Source organism: Luteibacter sp. 22Crub2.1 (assembly GCF_900167995.1).
GTDB classification, from domain to species: Bacteria; Pseudomonadota; Gammaproteobacteria; order Xanthomonadales; family Rhodanobacteraceae; genus Luteibacter; species Luteibacter mycovicinus.
This window is the reverse complement of record NZ_FUYT01000012.1, coordinates 12,336-30,615: the sequence shown is the minus strand read 5'-3', so window position 1 is coordinate 30,615 and position 18,280 is coordinate 12,336. Positions and strand designations below refer to the sequence as shown.

Genomic DNA, 18,280 nt, shown 5'->3' with positions numbered 1-18,280 from the left:
GGCGACCTCGAAGAGGGGGCGCGACGGCGACATTCGCGCGCCGGCAGTAGCGTTATTGTAGCAGCGATGTGCGCTGTTCGTTGTGGTATGTGGCCACTTGTCACGCCGGCGTTACACTTCCCGGTCAGTTTTCGGATAGGAGAGATGCATGTCGGCGATCGAAACGGTGTCGGAGCAGCGCTGCTTCGGTGGATTGCAGGGCTTCTATTCGCATGAATCCGAGGCGTGCGGCGGCCCCATGCGCTTTGCGGTGTATCTGCCGCCGGCTGCCGAAAACGGGCCGGTGCCGGTGGTCTGTTTTCTTGCCGGGCTCACGTGCACGGCCGAAACCTTCACGATCAAGGCCGGTGCCCAGCGCATCGCCGCGGAACTCGGCCTCGCGCTGGTCATGCCCGATACCAGTCCGCGCGATACCGGCATCGCCGGCGCCACCGGCGACTGGGAATTCGGCGAAGGCGCGGGCTTCTATCTCGATGCGACGGAGGCGCCCTGGTCGTCCCGCTTCCGCATGTACACCTATGTCGTGGACGAACTGCCGCGACTTCTGGCGGAACGATTCGCATTCGACATGGGCAGGCAAGGCATCTTCGGTCATTCCATGGGCGGTCACGGCGCGCTGACCATCGCGCTGCGCAATCCGGGCCGTTATCGCTCGGTTTCCGCATTCGCTCCGATCGTCGCCCCGGGCTCCGTGCCCTGGGGTGAGAAGGCGTTTCCTCGCTACCTCGGCGCCGACCGCAAGGCCTGGGCGAAGCACGATGCCACCGAACTGGTCGCCGCCGGCGCGCGCTTCGACGGTACGATCCTCATCGATCAGGGCGAAGCCGATGGTTTCCTCGTCAGTCAGCTCCAGCCGCAGCGCTTCGAAGCCGCCTGCGAAGAGGCCGGTCAGAAACTGAAGCTGCGCATGCAGCCGGGTTACGACCACAGCTACTACTTCATCCAGAGCTTCGTCGAAGACCACCTCCGTCACCACGCGAAAGCACTGACCGCATGAGCGAGCCGATCCGCATGCGCACGTCGCGTACGGTGATCCGCCTGCTCGATGTCGAGGAGGCTGACGTGTTGCGACGCTACCGGACCGAGAACCGCGAGCACCTGGCTCCCTGGGAGCCTCTGCGCACGGAGACGCATTACACGCTCGACGGATGCCGGCTGGCGATCGAAGCCGGGCTGGAAGCGGCCCGTGCCGACCGCGGTTATCCCTTCGCGGTACTGACCCCGGATGGCGCGGAGATGATCGCGAGTTTCACGTTCGCGAACGTCGTCCGTGGCGTGTTTCAGGCGTGTCACCTGGGGTATGGCATCGCCCGGCGCCACGAGGGGCAGGGCCTGATGTTCGAAGCACTGGATGCGGCTATCCGCTATGCGTTTGGCCCTCTGGACTTCCATCGGGTGATGGCCAACCACATGCCGCGCAACGAGCGAAGCGGACGCCTTCTGCAGCGCCTGGGTTTCGAGAAAGAGGGTTATGCGAAGCGTTACCTGAAGATCGATGGCCTGTGGGAAGACCATGTCCTGACCGCGAAGGTCAGGGCGCAGGGATAAGCAGGACCGGCTGTCCGGCCAGGCTTATCCCCGCGCGACCGGTCAGGCCTTGTTGGTCGCCGGACGGCCACCGCGGCCCTGACGGCGACGCTTGTGGCTGCCGGTGTTCTCACCGGTGCCGGCAGCCGAATGACCATGCGGACGATGCGACGGCGGACGACCGCCACCGTTGCCACCACCCGTACCACCGCCGCCCTGACGTGCCTGGCCGTTGCCGGCCGGGCGGCCGCCACCGTTGCCGCCGCTCTGCGCACGCGGCTGGCGCTGCTGGCCGCCACCCTGCTTCGGACGCGGCGCACCGGCGTCGAGGCGAAGCGGGGTGCTCGGCTCGAAGCCGGCGATGTTGGCGATCTCGAGGTCCGTCTTGAGCAGGCGGCCGATATCGCGCAGCAGGCCCGACTCATCGTGGCTGACCAGCGAGATGGCTTCGCCCGTCGCGCCGGCGCGGCCGGTACGGCCGATGCGGTGCACGTAATCCTCGGCGACCATGGGCAGGTCGAAGTTGATCACGACCGGCAACTGATCGATGTCGATACCGCGGGCGGCGATGTCCGTCGCGACCAGCACCGTGATGCGGTTGGTCTTGAAGTCGGACAGGGCGCGGGTGCGGGCATTCTGGCTCTTGTTGCCGTGGATCGCGGCGGACTTGATGCCGAACTGCTCCAGGTGACGGACCAGCTTGTCGGCGCCATGCTTGGTGCGGCTGAAGACCAGCGTCTGGCGACGGCTGTCCTGCGAGAGGATGTGCAGCAGCAGGTCGCGCTTCTTCGCGGCGTCGACCGGGTGCACACGGTGCGTGACCGTGTTGGCGACGGTATTGGCCGGAGCGGTCGAAATCTCGCGCGGGCTGCGCATGAACTGCTGGGCGAGCGCCTTGATCTCCGGCGCGAAGGTGGCCGAGAACAGCAGCGTCTGACGCTCCTTCGGCACGGCGGCGAGGATGCGCTTGAGCGCCGGCAGGAAGCCCATGTCGAGCATGCGGTCGGCTTCGTCGAGCACCAGCACGTCGACCTTGGACAGGTTCACCGAGCGCTGCTGCATGTGGTCGATCAGGCGGCCGGGCGTTGCCACGACAATGTCGACGCCGCGACGCAGGGCGTGCAGCTGGTTGCCCATGCCGACGCCGCCGAAGATGACGGTGCTGGAGAGCGGAAGATATTTGCCGTAGTCACGCAGGTTGTCCTGCACCTGGGCGGCCAGCTCGCGGGTCGGGGTGAGGATCAGCGCGCGGATCGGGCGCGCCTTCTCGCCACGCACTTCGTTGGCGATGCGCTGCAGAAGCGGCAGAGCGAATGCGGCGGTCTTGCCGGTACCCGTCTGGGCGGCGGCCATGAGGTCGTGGCCAGCGATGACCTGGGGAATGGCGGCCGCCTGGATCGGCGTCGGCTTCTCGTAGCCGGCTTCGGAAAGGGCACGCAGCAACGCGGGCGCGAGGCCCAGCGAATCGAAAGACATGGGATGGAGCTCCTGCTTGACTCGAGCGTTCCCTGGAACCGCGCTGCGAGTTATGGATTGGCGGCCGCTAACCATGACGAAGACAGCAGGCTGGCCGGTGTCGAGCGCGCTTCCGGGGGTGGGGGAACGGGCGGGAGAATCTCCACGCCGGGGGTCCGCAAGGGAGTCGGAGCGCTTCTCGACTCGCGCAGTATACCTTATTGCGGTGCACAAATGGGGATCGGCGATTCAGCTCCGCCGCGAGGCCGTCATCAGGTAGCTGTTGTAGGGCGTCCGCCCGAACAAGGGGCGGAAATCCACCCGGATCCCCCTGGGCTCCAGCACCCCGCGGATATCCGCCTCGGTCGGGAAGTACTGAGCCCCACCGGGAATCCAGCCGACCGCCTTGATGAATTTTTCCTCCAGCACGGTAGCCCGGTATCGCCACGTGCCGTCCCGGATGACGTTGCGCAGGATCAGCACGCCATCTTCGGCGAGGTGGTCGACGGCGAACGACAAAAGGTCCGCCTGGCGTTCCCTGGGCAGGTAGTGCAGCACGTCGAGCATGGCGACGTGTCCGCGCAGGGGATGTGCCGCCGTGGCATCGGCTTCGCGCAGCGCGATGGCTTCGCCAAGTCCGGCGCGTTCCGCCGCGTCCCGACCCATGGCGATCTTGCGCGGGTCGTGGTCGATGCCGACATAACCATCGAGCGCGCCACAGGCATGGAGATAGTGGCCGAGGAGGCCGAGCCCGCAACCGATATCCAGCATCGGCAGGCGACGTCCCGAGATGGCCTGGACGGTAGCCGCATAGACGGGATCGCTGGCCAGCTTGCCGTGAATGTAGAGGCGGTCGCCACGGCGGCTGAAACGTGAAGCGATCCGGCGTCGGATCCGGGTGTCGGAACTCATGCGGCGAGGTGTCCTTTCCTGAAGGAGGACCGGGCACCATACGCGGCACCCGGTCGTGACGGCTAGTTCTGCTGAGGTCGTTGGCTGCCCTTGGCGATGTAGGCGTCGTACTCGCCCTTATCGACCTTGCCGTCATGGTTGGTGTCGGCCTCGTTGAAATGGGCACGCATTTCCTTCAGCGCATCGTTGTCCTTGGGCAGGTCGCTGCGCTTGATGGATTTGCCGTCTTTCGAGAGATCGGCGAACGAGGGCGCGCCGCTGTCGGTCTGCGCCATGGCGGTACCGGCGCAGAACGCGGTCAGAACGGCAAATGAAACGATGGATCGCGAGTACTTCATGAGTCCTCCGTCTGTCGTGGTAAGAGCACCAGTTTTAGCGATGACCCGTCGCCGGATCGTGAGGTGCCCGTTGGATTTTCGCGCTGTGCTAGCCTCGGCGCGGCCCGAATCTCGATGAGGAAATTCTCATGCCGCTCCCCGCCGCCCTGCGCGATCTGGACCATACACAGCGACACACCGTGTTGGCCAGCTTCCTGGGCTGGACGCTCGATGCGTTCGACTATTTCCTGCTGACCTTCGTGATCCTTGCCGTCGCTCACGAGTTCAACGTGCCGAAGCAGGAGGTCACCTACGGATTGTTCCTCACACTGGCCGCGCGTCCGATCGGGGCGCTGATCTTCGGACGACTGGCCGACCGCTACGGTCGCCGTCCTGTCCTGATGTTCGACATCGTCCTGTTTTCAGTGCTCGAGGTCGCCTGCGCCTTCGCGCCCAGTCTGGGCATCCTGCTTGGCCTGCGCTTTCTGTTCGGAATCGCCATGGGCGGTGAGTGGGGCATCGGCGCCTCGCTGGCCATGGAGTCCATTCCCGCCAGGTCGCGAGGCTTCGTATCAGGGCTGCTGCAAAGTGGCTACCCGTGCGGGTTCTTTCTCGCCGCGCTGGTCAACTGGCTGCTGGTCGACCACATCGGCTGGCGCGGGCTGTTCATCGTGGGGGCCCTTCCTGCCTTCCTCGTGCTGTACATACGCCGCAAGGTGCCCGAGTCCCCGGTCTGGGAAGGTCGCCGGTCGAAGGCCCGGGAGAGCGTGTTCGTTTCCATGCGCGGTCACTGGAAGCTCTTCATCTATCTGATGCTTCTTATGGCGGCGTTCAACATGTTCAGTCACGGCTCGCAGGACATGTATCCGACCTTCGTGCAGGAAACGCTGAGGATTCCGGCGGGCTCCGGCACCGCCTTCATGCTGACGGCGCTGCTCAACCTCGGCGCCTTGTTCGGTGGCCTGACCTTCGGCTCGTTGTCGGAGCGGATCGGGCGACGCAAGGCGATCATCATCGCGGCGGTGCTGGCCATCCCGGTCATTCCGTTGTGGACCTACGGAGGCTCCCTGCTGCTGCTGGGCCTCGGCGCGTTCCTTATTCAGGTGATGGTGCAGGGCGCCTGGGGTGTCGTTCCTACCCACCTCAACGAGCTCTCGCCCGACGCCGTCCGCGGGACCTTGCCGGGCTTTGCCTATCAGATGGGCAATCTGCTCGCAGCGATCACCGCCACCGCGCAGACCTGGCTGGCCGAGCAGCGTGGGGGCGATTTCGCGTTCGCCATGTCGACCTGGATCGCCGTCGTGGCGGCCCTGCTGGCCCTGCTGACGTGGCTGGGACCCGAAGCGCGCGGTGTCGGCTTCGGCAAGGACCGTGACGCCGCGTGACGCCGGGGCCCGCGGCCGGTAAAATGCCGCGTTTTCATCCGGTAGAAACCAACATGCAGGCTGGTAAGGACAAGGTCATCTCGTTCCACTACACGCTCACCGTCGACGGCGAGAAAGTCGAAAGCTCGGTCGAGGGCGGCGAACCGTTGTGGATCCTGCTGGGCCATGGCCAGCTCATCCCGGGCCTGGAATCGGGTCTCGAGGGCAAGTCGGTGGGTGATACGTTCGACATCGAAATCGCCCCGGAGCAGGGCTACGGCCCGCGTCAGGAAGGCATGACCCAGCGCGTGCCGAAGAAGTATTTCCCGCAGCAGGGCAAGGGCCTCAAGGTCGGCGATTCGACCGTGCTCTCCCTCAAGGAAGGCGGCAACCGTGTCGTCGTGGTCCAGAAGATCGGCTCCAGCGTGGTCGACATCGACCTCAACCATCCGATGGCCGGCAAGCACCTGACCTTCAACGTCGACGTGCAGGTCGTCCGCGACGCGACCGAAGAAGAACTGGCCCATGGCCACGCCCACCCGAAGGGTGACGGCGAGCACTGAGCCTTTGCTTCAATGCGTTACGACGAAAGCGCCTTCGGGCGCTTTTTTCTTGCCTGAACGTAGGCCAGGTACTCCGGAGAACGAAAAAAGACGGCGCCCTATGCAGGCGCCGTCTTTTTTTCGATCACGTCCGCGCGGCGATTACGCCAGCGACTTGCCATTCACCGACACGTCCACATCGACGTTGCCGCGGGTGGCGTGCGAATACGGGCAGACATCTTCGTGCGCGGTCTTGACGATGTCCTGCGCGGTGGCGTCGTCGACACCCGGCAGGCTCACCTCGAGCTTGACCTGGATGGCGAAGCCGGAGCCTTCACGCGGGCCGATACCGACGCTGCTGGCGACCGACGCGCCGTCGACCTTGACCTTCTTCTGACCGGCGACGAAGCGTACCGCGCCCTCGAAGCAGGCGGCATAGCCTGCGGCGAACAGCTGCTCCGGATTGCTGCCGCCACCGTTGCCACCCATTTCCTTCGGCAGGCGGAGGTCGAGCTTGATCAGGCCGTCGTCGCTCTCGACGTGACCTTCGCGGCCGCCGGCGACCTTGGCGTGGGCGGTGTAAAGAATCTTCTGCACTTTCGAGAGGTTGCTCATAGCGTTGTCCTTGGTGTGTAGGGGAGTCAGGGGCCCGGAGCTGCCGGGCGTGGAACGTATATAAGCACGCAATTAAATCGCGCGCAATCTAATTAATCGAGGCGTGCCTGGTTCGTTGCCATTCGTTCAGTTAAGGACGCGGCGTCCGTAGACGAAGTTCTGCTTCCAGTAAGCGCCATCCAGATCGTCCAACCGTACCGTGCCGCCGGAGTTCGGGGCGTGGACGAAACGACCCTTGCCGACGTAGACGCCCACGTGGGTGACATGACCACGGCCGAAAAACACGAGGTCACCGCTGGCGAGGGCCGACTCGTCGACCTTGGGCTTGTCCAGCGCCGCCATTTCCTGGGAGGTGCGCGGCAGGCGGAGGCCGGTCGAGGTCAGATAGATGTAGTTGATCAGGCCGCTGCAGTCGAAGCCGCCCTGCGGCGTGTTTCCGCCCCAGCGGTAAGGCGTGCCTACGAGCCCGATCGCACGGAACAGGACATCGTTGGCGGCATCGGCCGGCGGCGCGTCGGCGGGGCGCGTCGACCATTCGAGGTTCTTCGCCAGCGGTACCGCGGAGGCGGGATTGCGCTGCTGGGACGACGAGCGCTTGTGCGGGGCAGTGCCGCAGGCGGCCAGCAGGCTGAGGCAAACGCCAAGCATGACCGGGCCAAGAAAGCGCGATGGGCGGGGTGATGCGGGTAACGCGGGATGCACGGGCATATCCCCTGTAAGGATCGGCATGAGTCAGACTAGCAAAACCAATGGCTTACAGGGAATACCTGTTAAAGCGCACGAGTTTATCTCCCGGACAGGCCGGCCGCGGCCATTCACACCGTTAAACTACGTGCATGGATAGATCCCGAAGCGATGTGCTGGTCATGGGCGGCGGCGTGATCGGCCTGGCCTGCGCGCTGTACCTGCTGAAGGCTGGCGCCAGCGTGCGGGTGCTGGAACAGGGTCTGCCGGGTAATGGCAGCTCCCACGGCAACTGCGGCACGATCACCCCCAGCCATGCGGGCCCTCTGACCATGCCGGGCATGGTCGGCACCGCGTTGCGCTCGCTCTGGCACCGCGATGCGCCGCTGTACGTGAGCCCCCGGCCGGACATCGCGCGCGCGCGGTGGCTGCTGGGCTTCGCGCGGCGCTGCACGTGGCGCGACTATCAGCAGGCCGGGGAAGCGCGTGGCGCCATTCTGGCCCGATCTCGCGCGCTGCTGGCCGATCTGGTCGGGAGCGAGGGAATGGCCTGCGAGTTCGAGGAGGTCGGCGAACTCTATGTCTATCGCCACGAGCGGAGCGTGCAGGCGGACCGGCCCCATGTGGAACTGCTGCGGCGCCTGGGCATGGACGTCCGCGTGCTGTTGGGCGACGACGTACTCGCGCTGGAGCCTTCCCTGCGTGACGGCGTGGTGGGTGGCCTGCTGCATCCGGGCGATGCGCGTCTGCGACCCGACCGCTTCGTCGCCGAACTCGCACGGCGCGTGCGCGAACTCGGTGGCGCGATCGAGACGGGCGCGCGCGTGGACGAGTTCGGCTTCGATGGGGCCCGCATTTCACACGTCAGGACCACGCGTGGTGTTTTCTACGCGGATCGCGTGGTGATGGCGCTGGGCGCGTGGTCGCCGTTGCTCGGCAGACTGCTCGATATCCGTCTGCCGATGCAGCCCGGCAAGGGATACTCGCTGACCTGGGACACGCCGCCCGCGCAGTCGCCCACGCATTCGCTCGTGCTACGTGAGGCGGCGGTGTGCGTCACCCCCTGGGCGACCGGCTTCCGGCTCGGTAGCACCATGGAGTTTTCGGGCTTCGACGAAGGGCTCAATCCGGTTCGCATCGACGCGCTGCGTCGTGGCGCGGCCGCCTACCTGCGCGAGCCTGAAGGACGCGGTGAAGTGACACCCTGGTGGGGCTGGCGGCCCATGAGCGTCGACGAGCTGCCGATCATCGGTCCGAGTTCGCGCTGGTCCAATCTGGTTTACGCCACGGGGCACGGCATGCTCGGAATCAGCATGTCGGCCGCCACGGGCGAGCTGGTGGCGAACCTCCTCTCCGGACCGGCGCCGTCACTCGATCCGACACCCTATGCGCCCTCGCGTTTCGACCTGTGAACCGCCGCGCAGTCGTCGGCTTCACTCGCGCGGCGTTAGCCTCCCCATTTGATATCTGGAAGCTCTTATGACTGTGGAAGCCTTCGACCTCATCGTGATCGGCGGCGGATCGGGCGGCCTCGCGGCGGCGATACGCGCGGCGAAACATGGCGTGAAGGTGGCGCTCGTAGAACCGTCGGAGCTGGGCGGCACGTGCGTCAACGCGGGCTGCGTGCCCAAAAAGGCCATGTGGTACGCGGCGCAGATGTCCGAGGCCCAGTACATCGCTGTGGACTACGGCTTCCATGAGAGGCCCGGCAGTCTCGACTGGCCTCGCTTCATCGACCGACGCGATGACTATATCGAGCATATCCACGCCAGTTACCGTCAGTCGCTCGACAAGGCACACGTCACGCTGGTCCACGAGCGCGCACGCTTCGTCGCGCCGGATCGCGTCCGCGCGGGCGAACGGGAACTCACCGCGCCGCACATCGTTATCGCCACAGGCTCGACACCGAAGAAGCTCGATAAGCCCGGCTTCGACCTCGGTGTGACATCGGACGGGTTCTTCCAGCTGCGCGAATGCCCGAAACGCACGGCGATCGTCGGCGGTGGCTATGTCGCCGTCGAGCTCGCGGGTGTGCTTCGCGCCCTGGGCAGCGAGGTGGACCTGTTCGTCCGCGGGAGGCTGATGAGTGGCTTCGATGAGGAAATCTCGTACCAGCTGGGTGAGGAGATGCAGAAGCATGGCATCGGTATCCATTACACGTGCCAGATCGACGCCGTGCATGAAAAGGACGGCGTCCTTTTGCTCGACTGCGACAAGGGCAGTCATCCCGGTCCGTACGATCTGCTGGTCTGGGCGGTGGGTCGCGAGGCGAATACCGAGTCGCTCGATATCGGCTCCATCGGTCTGGCGACCGATGACGAGGGTCACATCGAAGTCGACGATTTTCAGAACACCAACGTGCCCGGGATCTATGCGGTGGGCGACGTGACTCAGCGGCTGGCGCTGACCCCGGTGGCCGTGTCCGCCGGGCGCAAGCTGGCCGACCGGTTGTTCGGAGGCAAACCGAACGCGCGGCTCGACTACCGGAACGTTCCTACCGTCGTGTTCTCGCATCCGCCACTGGGCACCGTCGGCATGTCCGAGGAACAGGCCCGGGAGGCCTATGGCGCGGACGTGCACCTGTACAAGCAATCATTCGTGCCCATGCAGCTCGCGCTGGCGCAGCGACCGATGAAGGTCCGCTTCAAGCTGATCTGCACCGGCGAAGACTCGCGCATCGTCGGCATGCAGATGCTGGGCCCCGGCGTGGACGAGATCCTCCAGGGCTTCGCCGTGGCCATCAAGATGGGTGCCACCAAGGAGGATTTCGACGCCACCCTGGCCGTGCATCCGACATCGGCCGAAGAGATGGTGACCATGGGCGATCGCGTGCCCGGTTGAGCGCTACACTGAGCCCATGATTCCGTACACCCTTCATCGCGGCAACGCGCCGCTCCTGATCAGCCTGCCGCACAACGGCAGCGCCATTCCCGACGATATCGGCGCCCGCATGAAGCGCCGGGCACGCCGTTCGGTGGACACCGACTGGCACGTGGCCGAGCTTTATGACTTCGCCCGGAGCATGGGCGCCAGCGTCATCAAGCCTTTCGCGTCCCGCTACGTGGTCGATCTCAACCGTCCCTCCGACGGGCATGCCCTGTATCCCGGGAAGGCCGAGACCGGGCTGGCGCCGACGGTCATGTTCGACGGCAGCCCGATCTACCGGCCGGGTGCCGAGCCCGACGCGGCCGAGATCGCCGATCGCGTGACGCGTTGGTGGAAACCGTACCACCAGGCGCTGGGCGACGAGATCGCCCGCCTGCGCAAGCAGTTTGGACGTGTCGTGCTGTGGGAAGGCCATTCGATCCGCAGTGAAGTGCCGATGCTGTTCGACGGGCGCCTGCCGGATTTCAATATCGGTACGGCGGATGGCGCCAGTTGCTCGCCCGGGTTGCAGGAGGCGCTGGTCGGCGTGCTCGAGGGGCAGGGCGACTACAGCTTTGCCGTCAACGGGCGCTTCAAGGGCGGGCATATCACCCGTCATTACGGACGACCGGACAAGGGTATCGACGCGATCCAGCTCGAGCTGTCGCAGATCAACTACATGGACGAGGAGTCGTTCGAGTATCTGCCCAGGAAGGCGGCCGGGGTGCAGGCGTTGATCGGCGACATGCTGAAGGTGTGTCTGGCGTCGGTTCCCGCGGTTTCCTGAGCGTTCTGGCGAAAGCCTACGAAGCGAACGCGGCCACACACTTCAGCTCGATCGCGATCGCCGTAGGCAACGCATTCACCTCCACGGTGGTGCGGCACGCATCCACCCCCGCGAACGCCTCCGCGTAAAGCCGGTTATACGCTTCAAAATCGCCCGCCATATCGGTCAGGTAAACCGTCACATCGACCAGGTCCTCGAACCGGGCGCCGCTGGCTTCGAGCACCGCGCGAACATTGGCGAATACCTGGCGGCACTGCGCTTCGATGTCGTGGCTGACGAGCGTTCCGTCCGCATCGACCACGTTGCCGGGAATCGAATTGTCCGCGGGTACACGCGGGCCGATGCCTGAGAGGAACAGCAGCGAGCCCACCCGCCGGGCGTGCGGATAAGCGCCGACGGGCTTCGGTGCGCCCCCGACACGGATGACGTCATGACCCATGGTCGATGCAGACATTTCTGGCCTCGGTGAAAAAACGCATGGCTTCGACGCCGCCTTCGCGGCCGATACCCGACTGACCCGAGCCGCCGAAAGGCGTGCGCAGGTCGCGCAGCATCCAGCAGTTGACCCAGACGATGCCGAACCGCAGGCGCGCCGAAAACCGGTGTGCCCGCGAGACATCCCGCGTCCACACCGAGGCGGCCAGCCCGTAAGGCGTACCGTTGGCGATCGCCAGGGCGTCGTCCTCGCTGTCGAAGGGGATCAGCGTGACGACCGGGCCGAAGATTTCGTCCTGATTGGTCGCCGCCTCCGGCGCCAGCCCTTCGATGACCGTGGGTGCGACGAACCAGCCCTCTGCGCAGCGACCGTCCACCTGCACGCGCTCTCCTCCTGTCAGCAGACGTCCGCCTTCCTGGTGCGCACGTTCGATGCATCCCATGACCTTGTCGAAGTGCGCCCGCGAGACCAGCGCGCCGAGATCGCTCGTCGCGTCGTTTGGATCGCCGGTACGCAGTGCGCCGACACGCTCCAGATAGGTCGAGCGAAAACGCTCGTAGATGCTTCGCTGCACCAGCAGGCGCGATCCGCAGAGGCAGATTTCACCCTGGTTCGCGAAGCCCGAACGGACGATCGTGCTCATCGCCGCGTCGGAAAAATCGAAATCGTCGAAGACGACAGTGGGATTCTTGCCGCCGAGCTCCAGCGACACCTTCTTGAGCTGCGCCGCCGCCGCGGAGGCGATAGCGATACCCGTGCGCGTGCTGCCCGTGAACGAGACGGCCTTGACGCCCTCGTGCGTGACGACCGCCTCGCCGACAGCGGGCCCCGTCCCGTGGACGATGTTGAGGACGCCAGGCGGGAAGCCCGCGTCGCAGGCCAGTGTGCCGAGCAGCCATGCGGTATACGGCGTCACTTCCGAAGGCTTGGCCACCACGGTGTTGCCGGCGGCCAGCGCGGGGGCGATCTTCCACGTGAACAGATAGAGCGGAAGATTCCACGGACTGATGCAGCCGACGACGCCCAGGGGAAGCCGTAGCGTGTAATTGATGGCGCCGCGCTCCATCGCGTGCGACTCGCTGCTCCATTGCGTCGCGGCGGCCGCGAAGAAACGAAGGTTGGCGATCGCACGAGGGATATCCAGCGTGTGTGCGAGAGCGAGCGGCTTGCCGCTGTCCTGCGACTCCGCCGCGGCGAAGGCGGCGAGGCGCGCTTCGATCCGATCGGCGAGACGGGACAGGCACGCGGCGCGCGCGTCGGCCGGGGTCGACGCCCATCCGGCGGCGGCCCGTGAGGCGGCGCTCACGGCGTCCGCGACGTCGGCCGCATCGGAATCGGGGCACCGGGCAAAGACGTGGCTCGTGGCCGGGTCGATGACGTCGAGATAGCGATCGCCTCGCGGCGCGCGTGCCTTCCCGTCGATGAGGTTGGCGAGAACGATCATGGCTGCCTCAGTTGAGGTTTCGGGTGCGCCCGCCGTCGACAGCCAGGCTCACGCCATTGACGTAGCCGGCGGCCGGACTGGCCAGGAAGGCGATCGCGGCGGCCACCTCGGCCGGTTCGCCGAAGCGCGCCGCGGGAACGCTGGCGAGCAGATCGCGCTCCACGTCCTCGCGGCTGCGACCGTTCCCGCGCCTGGCCTCGATCAGTTCCTCGGTGCGCGAGGTGCGCGTATAGCCCGGCAGCACGTTGTTCACCGTGATGCCGTCGGCGGCCACTTCCGATGCGAGCGTCTTGGCCCAGCCGGCCGTGGCGGCACGTACGGTATTGGACACGCCCAGGTTCGGGATCGGCGCCTTGACCGAGGTGGAGACGACATTGATCACGCGGCCGTAGTGCGCCTCGCGCATGCCGGGCAGACAGGCCTGGGTAATGACCTGGGCCGCCAGCACGTGCTGGCGAAAGGCCGTCAGGTAGTCGTCCGGCGCGGCGGACCATGCGGGACCTGGCGGTGGCCCGCCACTGTTATTCACCACGACATGCACGGCATGCAGGCTGACCACTCGCGCGATAGCCGTGGTCAGGCCGGCGGTGTCGAGCATGTCGACGGCGAGGTGGTCGTGGGACTGGCCGGCATGCCGGGCGGGCAGCTCGCGGGCGAGGGCGGCGAGCGCATCCGCGGAGCGGGATAAGAGGGTGACGCTGGCGCCCAGTTCGGCCAGCTCGAAGGCGGTGGCGCGGCCGATGCCTTGCGATGCGCCGCAGATCAGCGCGTGTCGACCGGTGAGGCGAAGATCCATGCGAACTCCCTGCGGCGGGTGGACGGAATCAGTGTTGCTTCATCGCCCACCACTGTAACGCCATCGCGGCCAACCAGCACGGCCACGCGAGCCAGGGGGCACGTCGCCACAAGGCCTGCCAGCGGTTGAGCTGATCATCGTTGAACAGGGCAGGAGCGTCCGAGCGCAGGACGCGGCGCACGCGCAGCCAGTTGGACAAGCCGTTCGGGCGACCGGAGTCGGCCTCGACGATGGTTTTCCACTGGTCCGGATAGCGCTTGCGCAGTGTCGCCGTGAAGCGCCACTGCGCAACGATGTGCAGGACGAAGAACGCGACGGCGCCCAGCAAGAGAAGAAGATAGAAGAGAACCGCGGTCTGCATGGTCGGGTCAGCTGTCCTTGTCTTTCTTCTTCGCGTCGGTGCCGAGAAGATCGGTGGTCACCACGTTGCGAATGGTCGAGATGACACCGTTACCCTGCGACGCTTTCGAGCAGACGGCGTTGCCGATCGCCTTCTTGTACGTATCGTTCTGCATGCCCAGGAACAGCACGCCGTCCGGGCCGTGCGGGATCTTGAAGCTTCCCGCCGAGCTCATCTTGACGGGCGCTTCCGCCGAGAAGCTGCTGGGCGACTGCTCCCAGTAGGTCTGGCTCTTCTGCTGCTTGGCCGACGAATACACGACCAGGTAGCGCGCCTTGTCGTCTTCGACCTTGAACTTGCCGAAGGCGCCCGTCGTCTCGTTGGTCCAGCCCATGTACTCGCAGAGCTGGATGTCTTCCGCGTGCAGCGGCTGGAAGGCATCGTCCAGCACCACCATGGTCGGGGCGAAGAGGTAGCTGGAGCTGAGCCAGCGTCCGTTGAGTTCGGCTTTCAGCGCGATCGTGTACGGCATCTGCGCGCCCGCCGGCAGGCGGAACGCGAGGAAGTAGCTGCGGTCGCCGTTGAGATTGGCGACCGGGCTGTCCTTCGTCAGTTCGAACCGCTGCGGCTGCCAGGGCAGCATGTCCTGGTAGGAGAGGTCGGCGAAGCTGCCACAGCACGGCGAGGCGTCTTCGAGCGACTTGCGTGCGGCGTCGATCGCGGCCGTCGTTTTTTCCGGCGGACGGAAGTTCGGCGGCACGATCGCGCCCATCGTATGGCAGGCGGCGAGGCCCAGCAGGGCCACGGCGATCAACAGGGGACGTACGACGTGTGGGGGCATGGTCTTCAGTCGGGGAATGATCAGAACTCGGCGCTCCCTGCCGCGCGAGGGTAGGGGATGGCGTCACGGATGTTGGCCAGACCGCAGACGTAGACCAGCAGGCGCTCGAAGCCCAGACCGAAGCCGGCATGCGGCACGGTGCCGTATCGGCGCAGGTCGCGGTACCAGTTGTAGGTGTCCTTATCGAGCTTGAACTGGTCCATGCGGCGGTCGAGGTAGTCCAGGCGTTCCTCGCGCTGAGCACCGCCGATGATCTCGCCGATGCCGGGTGCGAGGACGTCCATCGCCGCCACGGTCTTGCCGTCGTCGTTGAGGCGCATGTAGAACGCCTTGATCTCTTCGGGGTAGTTCATGACGACCACGGGACGGCCGATATGTTCCTCGGCGAGGTAGCGCTCGTGCTCGGTCTGCAGGTCGATACCCCAGGCGACCGGGTGTTCGAATTTTTTTCCGGACTTCTGCAGGATCTCGACGGCCTCGGTGTACTGGATGCGCTCGAACGGCTTGGCGATGAACGCTTCCAGGCGCGTGATGGCGTCCGGCTGCACGCGTTCGGCGAAGAACGCCATGTCGTCCTGGCGCTCGTCCAGCACGGCCTTGAAGATGCCCTTGAGGAACAGCTCGGCCAGATCGGCGTTGTCGTTCAGGTCGGCGAAGGCCACTTCGGGCTCGACCATCCAGAACTCGGCCAGGTGGCGCGTGGTGTTGGAGTTTTCGGCGCGGAAGGTGGGGCCGAACGTGTACACCTTGCTCATCGCCATGGCATAGCCTTCGACGTTGAGCTGGCCGGACACGGTGAGGAAGGCCTCGCGACCGAAGAAGTCCTTCTTCCAGTCGATCCCGCCCTTGTCGTCGCGCGGCAGGTTGGCCAGGTCGAGCGTGGAAAGGCGGAACATGTCGCCGGCGCCTTCGGCGTCGGAGGTGGTGATGATCGGCGTGTTGATCCAGAAGAAGCCCTGCTCCGTCAGGATCCGGTGGATCGCCATCATCATGGTGTGGCGGACGCGGGTGACGGCCCCGAACAGGTTGGTGCGCGGGCGCAGGTGGGCGACCTCGCGCAGGAACTCCATCGAGTGCTGCTTGGGCTGGATCGGGTAGGTGAGCGGGTTCTCGACGAAACCGGTGACCTCGATGCGGGTGGCCTGGATCTCGAACGCCTGGCCCTTGCCTTGCGAAGGCACGAGCTTGCCGGTGGCGATCACGCCGGCGCCGGCGGAGAGGTGCTTCACGTCGGTCTCGTAGTTGGCGAGATCGGAGGTGGCGACCACCTGGATGGGGGCGAAGCAGGAGCCATCGCTCACGTTAACGAAGGAGAGGCCACCCTTGGACTCGCGGAGGGTGCGCACCCAGCCGCGGACCGTGACTTCGTGTTCGCCTGCGGTCGTACCGCCGGCGAGGGCCTGCTTGACGCTTACCACCGTCATCGATTGAAACTCCAGAAAAGGCGCCGCACATAAGGAGGGCGCGTGGGACGCGACCTTGCATGATAATGTAAGGGTCACGTGAACGGCACCGTTCCCGGGTATATCACGGTAATAAAACGATTTCATGAGCATCCAGATCACTCCCGCCGCCTCCGACCGCATGCGCGCCTTCCTGTCCAGGGCCCCTGAGGCCGCGGGCGTGCGTTTTTCCGTCAAGCGAATGGGCTGCTCGGGCTTCGGCTACGTGGTCGACCTGGCCGGCGCTATCGCCGACGAGGATCAGGTGCTCGATATCGACGGGATCCGCGTCGTGGTCGACCCGAAGAGCCTGCCCCTGGTCGACGGCACCCTGATCGACTTTCAGCGTCAGGGCCTGAACGCCTCCTTCGTCTTCCACAACCCCAACGCCACCGGCGAATGCGGCTGTGGCGAAAGCTTCACCGTCTCGTAAGCCCCGCTCCTGCCCAGCGGCGGCTGCGCCGCCGCTTGCGATAACCTCCCAAATCTCCTTACAATGCGCGGCTGGCTCTCCCCAAAGGAGGGTCTTCTTGCCTCACCGCACGTCGCGGGAGGCTGCCATCCCCGGAAGGGGTGCATCCACAAGGAGTCACCATGCGTCATTACGAAGTCGTGTTCCTGGTCCATCCGGACCAGAGCGAACAGGTGCCCGCCATGATCGAGCGCTACAAGGCGCTGATCGAAGGCGACAACGGCACGATCCACCGTCTGGAAGACTGGGGCCGCCGTCAGCTGGCTTACCCGATCGCCAACCTCGCCAAGGCTCACTACGTGATGCTGAACATCGAGGTTTCGCAGAACGCCCTGAACGAGCTCGAGACGGGCTTCCGTTTCAACGACGCCGTCCTGCGCCACCTCGTGGTCCGCCGCGACGAAGCCGACACCGAGCCGTCCTTCATCCTGAAGAGCAAGGAAAAGGATGAGCAGAAGGGTTCGCGTCGCCGTGACGACGACAGCGACGGCGACGACCGCCGTGGTGGTCGCGACAACGACAACGATCGCGACAGCGACGACTAATCGGGGATCACAGACATGTCCAAGTTCTTCCGCCGCCGTAAGTTCTGCCGCTTCACCGCTGAAGGCGTGAAAGAGATCGATTACAAGGATCTCAACACCCTGCGTCAGTACGTGACCGAGAACGGCAAGATCGTCCCGAGCCGCATCACCGGCACGAAGGCCCGCTACCAGCGTCAGCTGGCGACCGCGATCAAGCGCGCTCGCTTCCTCTCGCTGCTGCCGTACACCGACAACCACGACGTCTGATTTTTCAGGCGTCTCATTTCGGACAACCGTCCTGGCTGCATGGGGCCCAACCCGTGCTAACGAAAGTAAGGAATATTTATGGAACTCATTCTCCTCGAGAAGGTGAAGAACCTCGGCAACCTCGGCGACAAGGTCAGCGTCAAGCCGGGTTACGGTCGTAACTTCCTCCTCCCGACCGGCAAGGCCGCTCGCGCGACCGCCGCCAACCTCGAAGCGTTCGAAGCACGTCGTGCCGAGTACGAAGCCAAGGCGAAGGAACAGCTGGCCGGCGCCGAGGGTCGTGCCGCCAAGCTCGACGGCGCGGAAGTCACCATCGAAGTCAACGCTTCGCCGGAAGGCAAGCTGTTCGGCTCGGTGACCCCGCGTGACGTGGCCGAGGCATTCGTCGCCAAGGGCTACGAAGTCGACAAGAGCGAAGTGATCCAGGCCGAAGGCCCGTTCCGCAATACCGGCGAATACGATGTCACCATCGTGCTCCACGCCGATATCCAGCAGACGGTCAAGGTCAAGGTCGTCGGCGCGTAAGCACCGGCTACCGGCAACACCGAAGCGGGCGCCCTTGTGGCGCCCGTTTTTTTTGCCTCGCGCCGATGGACTCGGTCATGCCGCGCTCCGGCAGGAGCCAGCCCTTCCGTGCCCCGGCAGGAGCC

Annotated in this window: 22 protein-coding genes; 11 read left to right on the top strand and 11 right to left on the bottom strand. The window is 65.4% G+C overall.

Features of this window, described 5'->3' with window-relative positions; genetic code table 11:
- The first annotated feature begins 148 nt into the window (after positions 1 to 148).
- Both fghA and rimJ read left to right on the top strand, forming a co-directional pair.
- Positions 149 to 997: an S-formylglutathione hydrolase gene (fghA, locus tag B5X73_RS13550; RefSeq protein WP_079522115.1), complete on the top strand. Its 849-nt coding sequence runs from the start codon at positions 149 to 151 to the stop codon at positions 995 to 997.
- Positions 994 to 1,548 carry a ribosomal protein S5-alanine N-acetyltransferase gene (gene rimJ / locus B5X73_RS13545; protein ID WP_079522114.1) on the top strand — a complete coding sequence of 185 codons (555 nt, stop codon included), beginning with the start codon at positions 994 to 996 and terminating at the stop codon, positions 1,546 to 1,548. Before fghA ends, rimJ begins: the two co-directional genes overlap by 4 nt.
- Before the next feature lie 42 nt (positions 1,549 to 1,590).
- Here rimJ and B5X73_RS13540 read toward each other — a convergent pair whose 3' ends face one another.
- The 3 genes from B5X73_RS13540 to B5X73_RS13530 all read right to left on the bottom strand — a co-directional run bounded on the left by B5X73_RS13540 (position 1,591) and on the right by B5X73_RS13530 (position 4,232).
- A complete protein-coding gene (locus tag B5X73_RS13540; protein ID WP_079522113.1) occupies positions 1,591 to 3,003 on the bottom strand; it encodes a DEAD/DEAH box helicase in 1,413 nt (470 codons plus the stop codon).
- A gap of 228 nt (positions 3,004 to 3,231) precedes the next feature.
- The gene (locus B5X73_RS13535; RefSeq protein ID WP_079522112.1) at positions 3,232 to 3,894 is read right to left on the bottom strand and encodes a class I SAM-dependent methyltransferase; all 663 of its coding nucleotides are present in this window, start codon (positions 3,892 to 3,894) and stop codon (positions 3,232 to 3,234) included.
- A 62-nt stretch (positions 3,895 to 3,956) separates the two neighbouring features.
- On the bottom strand, positions 3,957 to 4,232 hold the full coding sequence (locus B5X73_RS13530) for a hypothetical protein (protein ID WP_079522111.1): 276 nt from the start codon (positions 4,230 to 4,232) through the stop codon (positions 3,957 to 3,959).
- 128 nt (positions 4,233 to 4,360) lie between these two features.
- On the opposite strand from B5X73_RS13530, the gene B5X73_RS13525 reads away from it, so the two are divergent.
- Together B5X73_RS13525 and B5X73_RS13520 are read left to right on the top strand one after the other, a co-directional pair.
- Positions 4,361 to 5,596, top strand: coding sequence for an MFS transporter (locus B5X73_RS13525; protein WP_079522110.1), 1,236 nt, complete (start codon positions 4,361 to 4,363; stop codon positions 5,594 to 5,596).
- Between the two features lie 53 nt (positions 5,597 to 5,649).
- Complete coding sequence (locus B5X73_RS13520; RefSeq protein ID WP_079522256.1) at positions 5,650 to 6,138, top strand: FKBP-type peptidyl-prolyl cis-trans isomerase; 489 nt, start codon at positions 5,650 to 5,652, stop codon at positions 6,136 to 6,138.
- Between the two features lie 141 nt (positions 6,139 to 6,279).
- Here B5X73_RS13520 and B5X73_RS13515 read toward each other — a convergent pair whose 3' ends face one another.
- Both B5X73_RS13515 and B5X73_RS13510 read right to left on the bottom strand, forming a co-directional pair.
- Complete coding sequence (locus B5X73_RS13515; protein WP_079522109.1) at positions 6,280 to 6,732, bottom strand: organic hydroperoxide resistance protein; 453 nt, start codon at positions 6,730 to 6,732, stop codon at positions 6,280 to 6,282.
- A gap of 126 nt (positions 6,733 to 6,858) precedes the next feature.
- Positions 6,859 to 7,380, bottom strand: coding sequence for a C40 family peptidase (locus tag B5X73_RS13510; RefSeq protein ID WP_139382787.1), 522 nt, complete (start codon positions 7,378 to 7,380; stop codon positions 6,859 to 6,861).
- Positions 7,381 to 7,568: 188 nt separating this feature from the next.
- Between B5X73_RS13510 and B5X73_RS13505 the strand changes: the two genes are divergently transcribed.
- The 3 genes from B5X73_RS13505 (at position 7,569) to hutG (ending at position 11,068) form a co-directional block, all read left to right on the top strand.
- Positions 7,569 to 8,828 carry an NAD(P)/FAD-dependent oxidoreductase gene (locus B5X73_RS13505; protein WP_079522107.1) on the top strand — a complete coding sequence of 420 codons (1,260 nt, stop codon included), beginning with the start codon at positions 7,569 to 7,571 and terminating at the stop codon, positions 8,826 to 8,828.
- A 67-nt stretch (positions 8,829 to 8,895) separates the two neighbouring features.
- Positions 8,896 to 10,257 carry a glutathione-disulfide reductase gene (gene gorA, locus B5X73_RS13500; protein WP_217699777.1) on the top strand — a complete coding sequence of 454 codons (1,362 nt, stop codon included), beginning with the start codon at positions 8,896 to 8,898 and terminating at the stop codon, positions 10,255 to 10,257.
- Positions 10,258 to 10,273: 16 nt separating this feature from the next.
- Positions 10,274 to 11,068, top strand: a complete 795-nt coding sequence (hutG, locus tag B5X73_RS13495; RefSeq protein ID WP_079522106.1) for an N-formylglutamate deformylase — start codon at positions 10,274 to 10,276, stop codon at positions 11,066 to 11,068.
- A gap of 16 nt (positions 11,069 to 11,084) precedes the next feature.
- Here the strand turns inward: hutG and B5X73_RS13490 are convergent, their stop codons facing one another.
- Genes B5X73_RS13490 through asnS form a run of 6 tightly spaced genes read right to left on the bottom strand, consistent with a single transcriptional unit; the run spans position 11,085 to position 16,349 of the window.
- The gene (locus B5X73_RS13490) at positions 11,085 to 11,507 is read right to left on the bottom strand and encodes a RidA family protein (protein WP_079522105.1); all 423 of its coding nucleotides are present in this window, start codon (positions 11,505 to 11,507) and stop codon (positions 11,085 to 11,087) included.
- Positions 11,497 to 12,948 carry an aldehyde dehydrogenase gene (locus tag B5X73_RS13485; protein ID WP_079522104.1) on the bottom strand — a complete coding sequence of 484 codons (1,452 nt, stop codon included), beginning with the start codon at positions 12,946 to 12,948 and terminating at the stop codon, positions 11,497 to 11,499. The genes B5X73_RS13490 and B5X73_RS13485 overlap by 11 nt, the downstream gene beginning before the upstream one ends.
- 7 nt (positions 12,949 to 12,955) lie before the next feature.
- On the bottom strand, positions 12,956 to 13,744 hold the full coding sequence (locus B5X73_RS13480) for an SDR family oxidoreductase (RefSeq protein ID WP_079522103.1): 789 nt from the start codon (positions 13,742 to 13,744) through the stop codon (positions 12,956 to 12,958).
- Between the two features lie 28 nt (positions 13,745 to 13,772).
- Positions 13,773 to 14,105, bottom strand: coding sequence for a hypothetical protein (locus B5X73_RS13475; protein ID WP_036111675.1), 333 nt, complete (start codon positions 14,103 to 14,105; stop codon positions 13,773 to 13,775).
- Between the two features lie 7 nt (positions 14,106 to 14,112).
- On the bottom strand, positions 14,113 to 14,925 hold the full coding sequence (locus B5X73_RS13470) for a MalM family protein (protein WP_079522102.1): 813 nt from the start codon (positions 14,923 to 14,925) through the stop codon (positions 14,113 to 14,115).
- A 20-nt stretch (positions 14,926 to 14,945) separates the two neighbouring features.
- Positions 14,946 to 16,349, bottom strand: coding sequence for an asparagine--tRNA ligase (asnS, locus tag B5X73_RS13465; protein WP_079522101.1), 1,404 nt, complete (start codon positions 16,347 to 16,349; stop codon positions 14,946 to 14,948).
- Between the two features lie 124 nt (positions 16,350 to 16,473).
- On the opposite strand from asnS, the gene B5X73_RS13460 reads away from it, so the two are divergent.
- From B5X73_RS13460 to rplI, 4 genes are all read left to right on the top strand, one after another.
- Positions 16,474 to 16,800, top strand: coding sequence for a HesB/IscA family protein (locus tag B5X73_RS13460; RefSeq protein ID WP_079522100.1), 327 nt, complete (start codon positions 16,474 to 16,476; stop codon positions 16,798 to 16,800).
- A gap of 161 nt (positions 16,801 to 16,961) precedes the next feature.
- Positions 16,962 to 17,384 (top strand): 30S ribosomal protein S6, encoded by a 423-nt coding sequence (gene rpsF / locus B5X73_RS13455; protein WP_036111682.1) that lies wholly within the window; start codon positions 16,962 to 16,964, stop codon positions 17,382 to 17,384.
- Between the two features lie 15 nt (positions 17,385 to 17,399).
- Positions 17,400 to 17,630, top strand: a complete 231-nt coding sequence (rpsR, locus tag B5X73_RS13450; protein ID WP_029214018.1) for a 30S ribosomal protein S18 — start codon at positions 17,400 to 17,402, stop codon at positions 17,628 to 17,630.
- 78 nt (positions 17,631 to 17,708) lie between these two features.
- On the top strand, positions 17,709 to 18,155 hold the full coding sequence (gene rplI, locus B5X73_RS13445) for a 50S ribosomal protein L9 (protein WP_036111689.1): 447 nt from the start codon (positions 17,709 to 17,711) through the stop codon (positions 18,153 to 18,155).
- Positions 18,156 to 18,280: the final 125 nt, after the last annotated feature.

What these genes read in the sequence shown, in the direction of transcription:
- hutG (WP_079522106.1), top strand. Translation starts at nt 10,274, where the DNA reads ATGATTCCGTACACCCTTCATCGCGGCAACGCGCCGCTCCTGATCAGC.
- B5X73_RS13525 (WP_079522110.1), top strand. Translation starts at nt 4,361, where the DNA reads ATGCCGCTCCCCGCCGCCCTGCGCGATCTGGACCATACACAGCGACAC.
- gorA (WP_217699777.1), top strand. Translation starts at nt 8,896, where the DNA reads ATGACTGTGGAAGCCTTCGACCTCATCGTGATCGGCGGCGGATCGGGC.
- B5X73_RS13520 (WP_079522256.1), top strand. Translation starts at nt 5,650, where the DNA reads ATGCAGGCTGGTAAGGACAAGGTCATCTCGTTCCACTACACGCTCACC.
- B5X73_RS13490 (WP_079522105.1), bottom strand. Translation starts at nt 11,507, where the DNA reads ATGGGTCATGACGTCATCCGTGTCGGGGGCGCACCGAAGCCCGTCGGC.
- B5X73_RS13460 (WP_079522100.1), top strand. Translation starts at nt 16,474, where the DNA reads ATGAGCATCCAGATCACTCCCGCCGCCTCCGACCGCATGCGCGCCTTC.
- B5X73_RS13505 (WP_079522107.1), top strand. Translation starts at nt 7,569, where the DNA reads ATGGATAGATCCCGAAGCGATGTGCTGGTCATGGGCGGCGGCGTGATC.
- fghA (WP_079522115.1), top strand. Translation starts at nt 149, where the DNA reads ATGTCGGCGATCGAAACGGTGTCGGAGCAGCGCTGCTTCGGTGGATTG.
- B5X73_RS13475 (WP_036111675.1), bottom strand. Translation starts at nt 14,105, where the DNA reads ATGCAGACCGCGGTTCTCTTCTATCTTCTTCTCTTGCTGGGCGCCGTC.
- rpsF (WP_036111682.1), top strand. Translation starts at nt 16,962, where the DNA reads ATGCGTCATTACGAAGTCGTGTTCCTGGTCCATCCGGACCAGAGCGAA.
- rimJ (WP_079522114.1), top strand. Translation starts at nt 994, where the DNA reads ATGAGCGAGCCGATCCGCATGCGCACGTCGCGTACGGTGATCCGCCTG.
- B5X73_RS13470 (WP_079522102.1), bottom strand. Translation starts at nt 14,925, where the DNA reads ATGCCCCCACACGTCGTACGTCCCCTGTTGATCGCCGTGGCCCTGCTG.
- asnS (WP_079522101.1), bottom strand. Translation starts at nt 16,349, where the DNA reads ATGACGGTGGTAAGCGTCAAGCAGGCCCTCGCCGGCGGTACGACCGCA.
- B5X73_RS13530 (WP_079522111.1), bottom strand. Translation starts at nt 4,232, where the DNA reads ATGAAGTACTCGCGATCCATCGTTTCATTTGCCGTTCTGACCGCGTTC.
- B5X73_RS13480 (WP_079522103.1), bottom strand. Translation starts at nt 13,744, where the DNA reads ATGGATCTTCGCCTCACCGGTCGACACGCGCTGATCTGCGGCGCATCG.
- rpsR (WP_029214018.1), top strand. Translation starts at nt 17,400, where the DNA reads ATGTCCAAGTTCTTCCGCCGCCGTAAGTTCTGCCGCTTCACCGCTGAA.
- B5X73_RS13485 (WP_079522104.1), bottom strand. Translation starts at nt 12,948, where the DNA reads ATGATCGTTCTCGCCAACCTCATCGACGGGAAGGCACGCGCGCCGCGA.
- B5X73_RS13510 (WP_139382787.1), bottom strand. Translation starts at nt 7,380, where the DNA reads ATGCTTGGCGTTTGCCTCAGCCTGCTGGCCGCCTGCGGCACTGCCCCG.
- B5X73_RS13535 (WP_079522112.1), bottom strand. Translation starts at nt 3,894, where the DNA reads ATGAGTTCCGACACCCGGATCCGACGCCGGATCGCTTCACGTTTCAGC.
- B5X73_RS13540 (WP_079522113.1), bottom strand. Translation starts at nt 3,003, where the DNA reads ATGTCTTTCGATTCGCTGGGCCTCGCGCCCGCGTTGCTGCGTGCCCTT.
- B5X73_RS13515 (WP_079522109.1), bottom strand. Translation starts at nt 6,732, where the DNA reads ATGAGCAACCTCTCGAAAGTGCAGAAGATTCTTTACACCGCCCACGCC.
- rplI (WP_036111689.1), top strand. Translation starts at nt 17,709, where the DNA reads ATGGAACTCATTCTCCTCGAGAAGGTGAAGAACCTCGGCAACCTCGGC.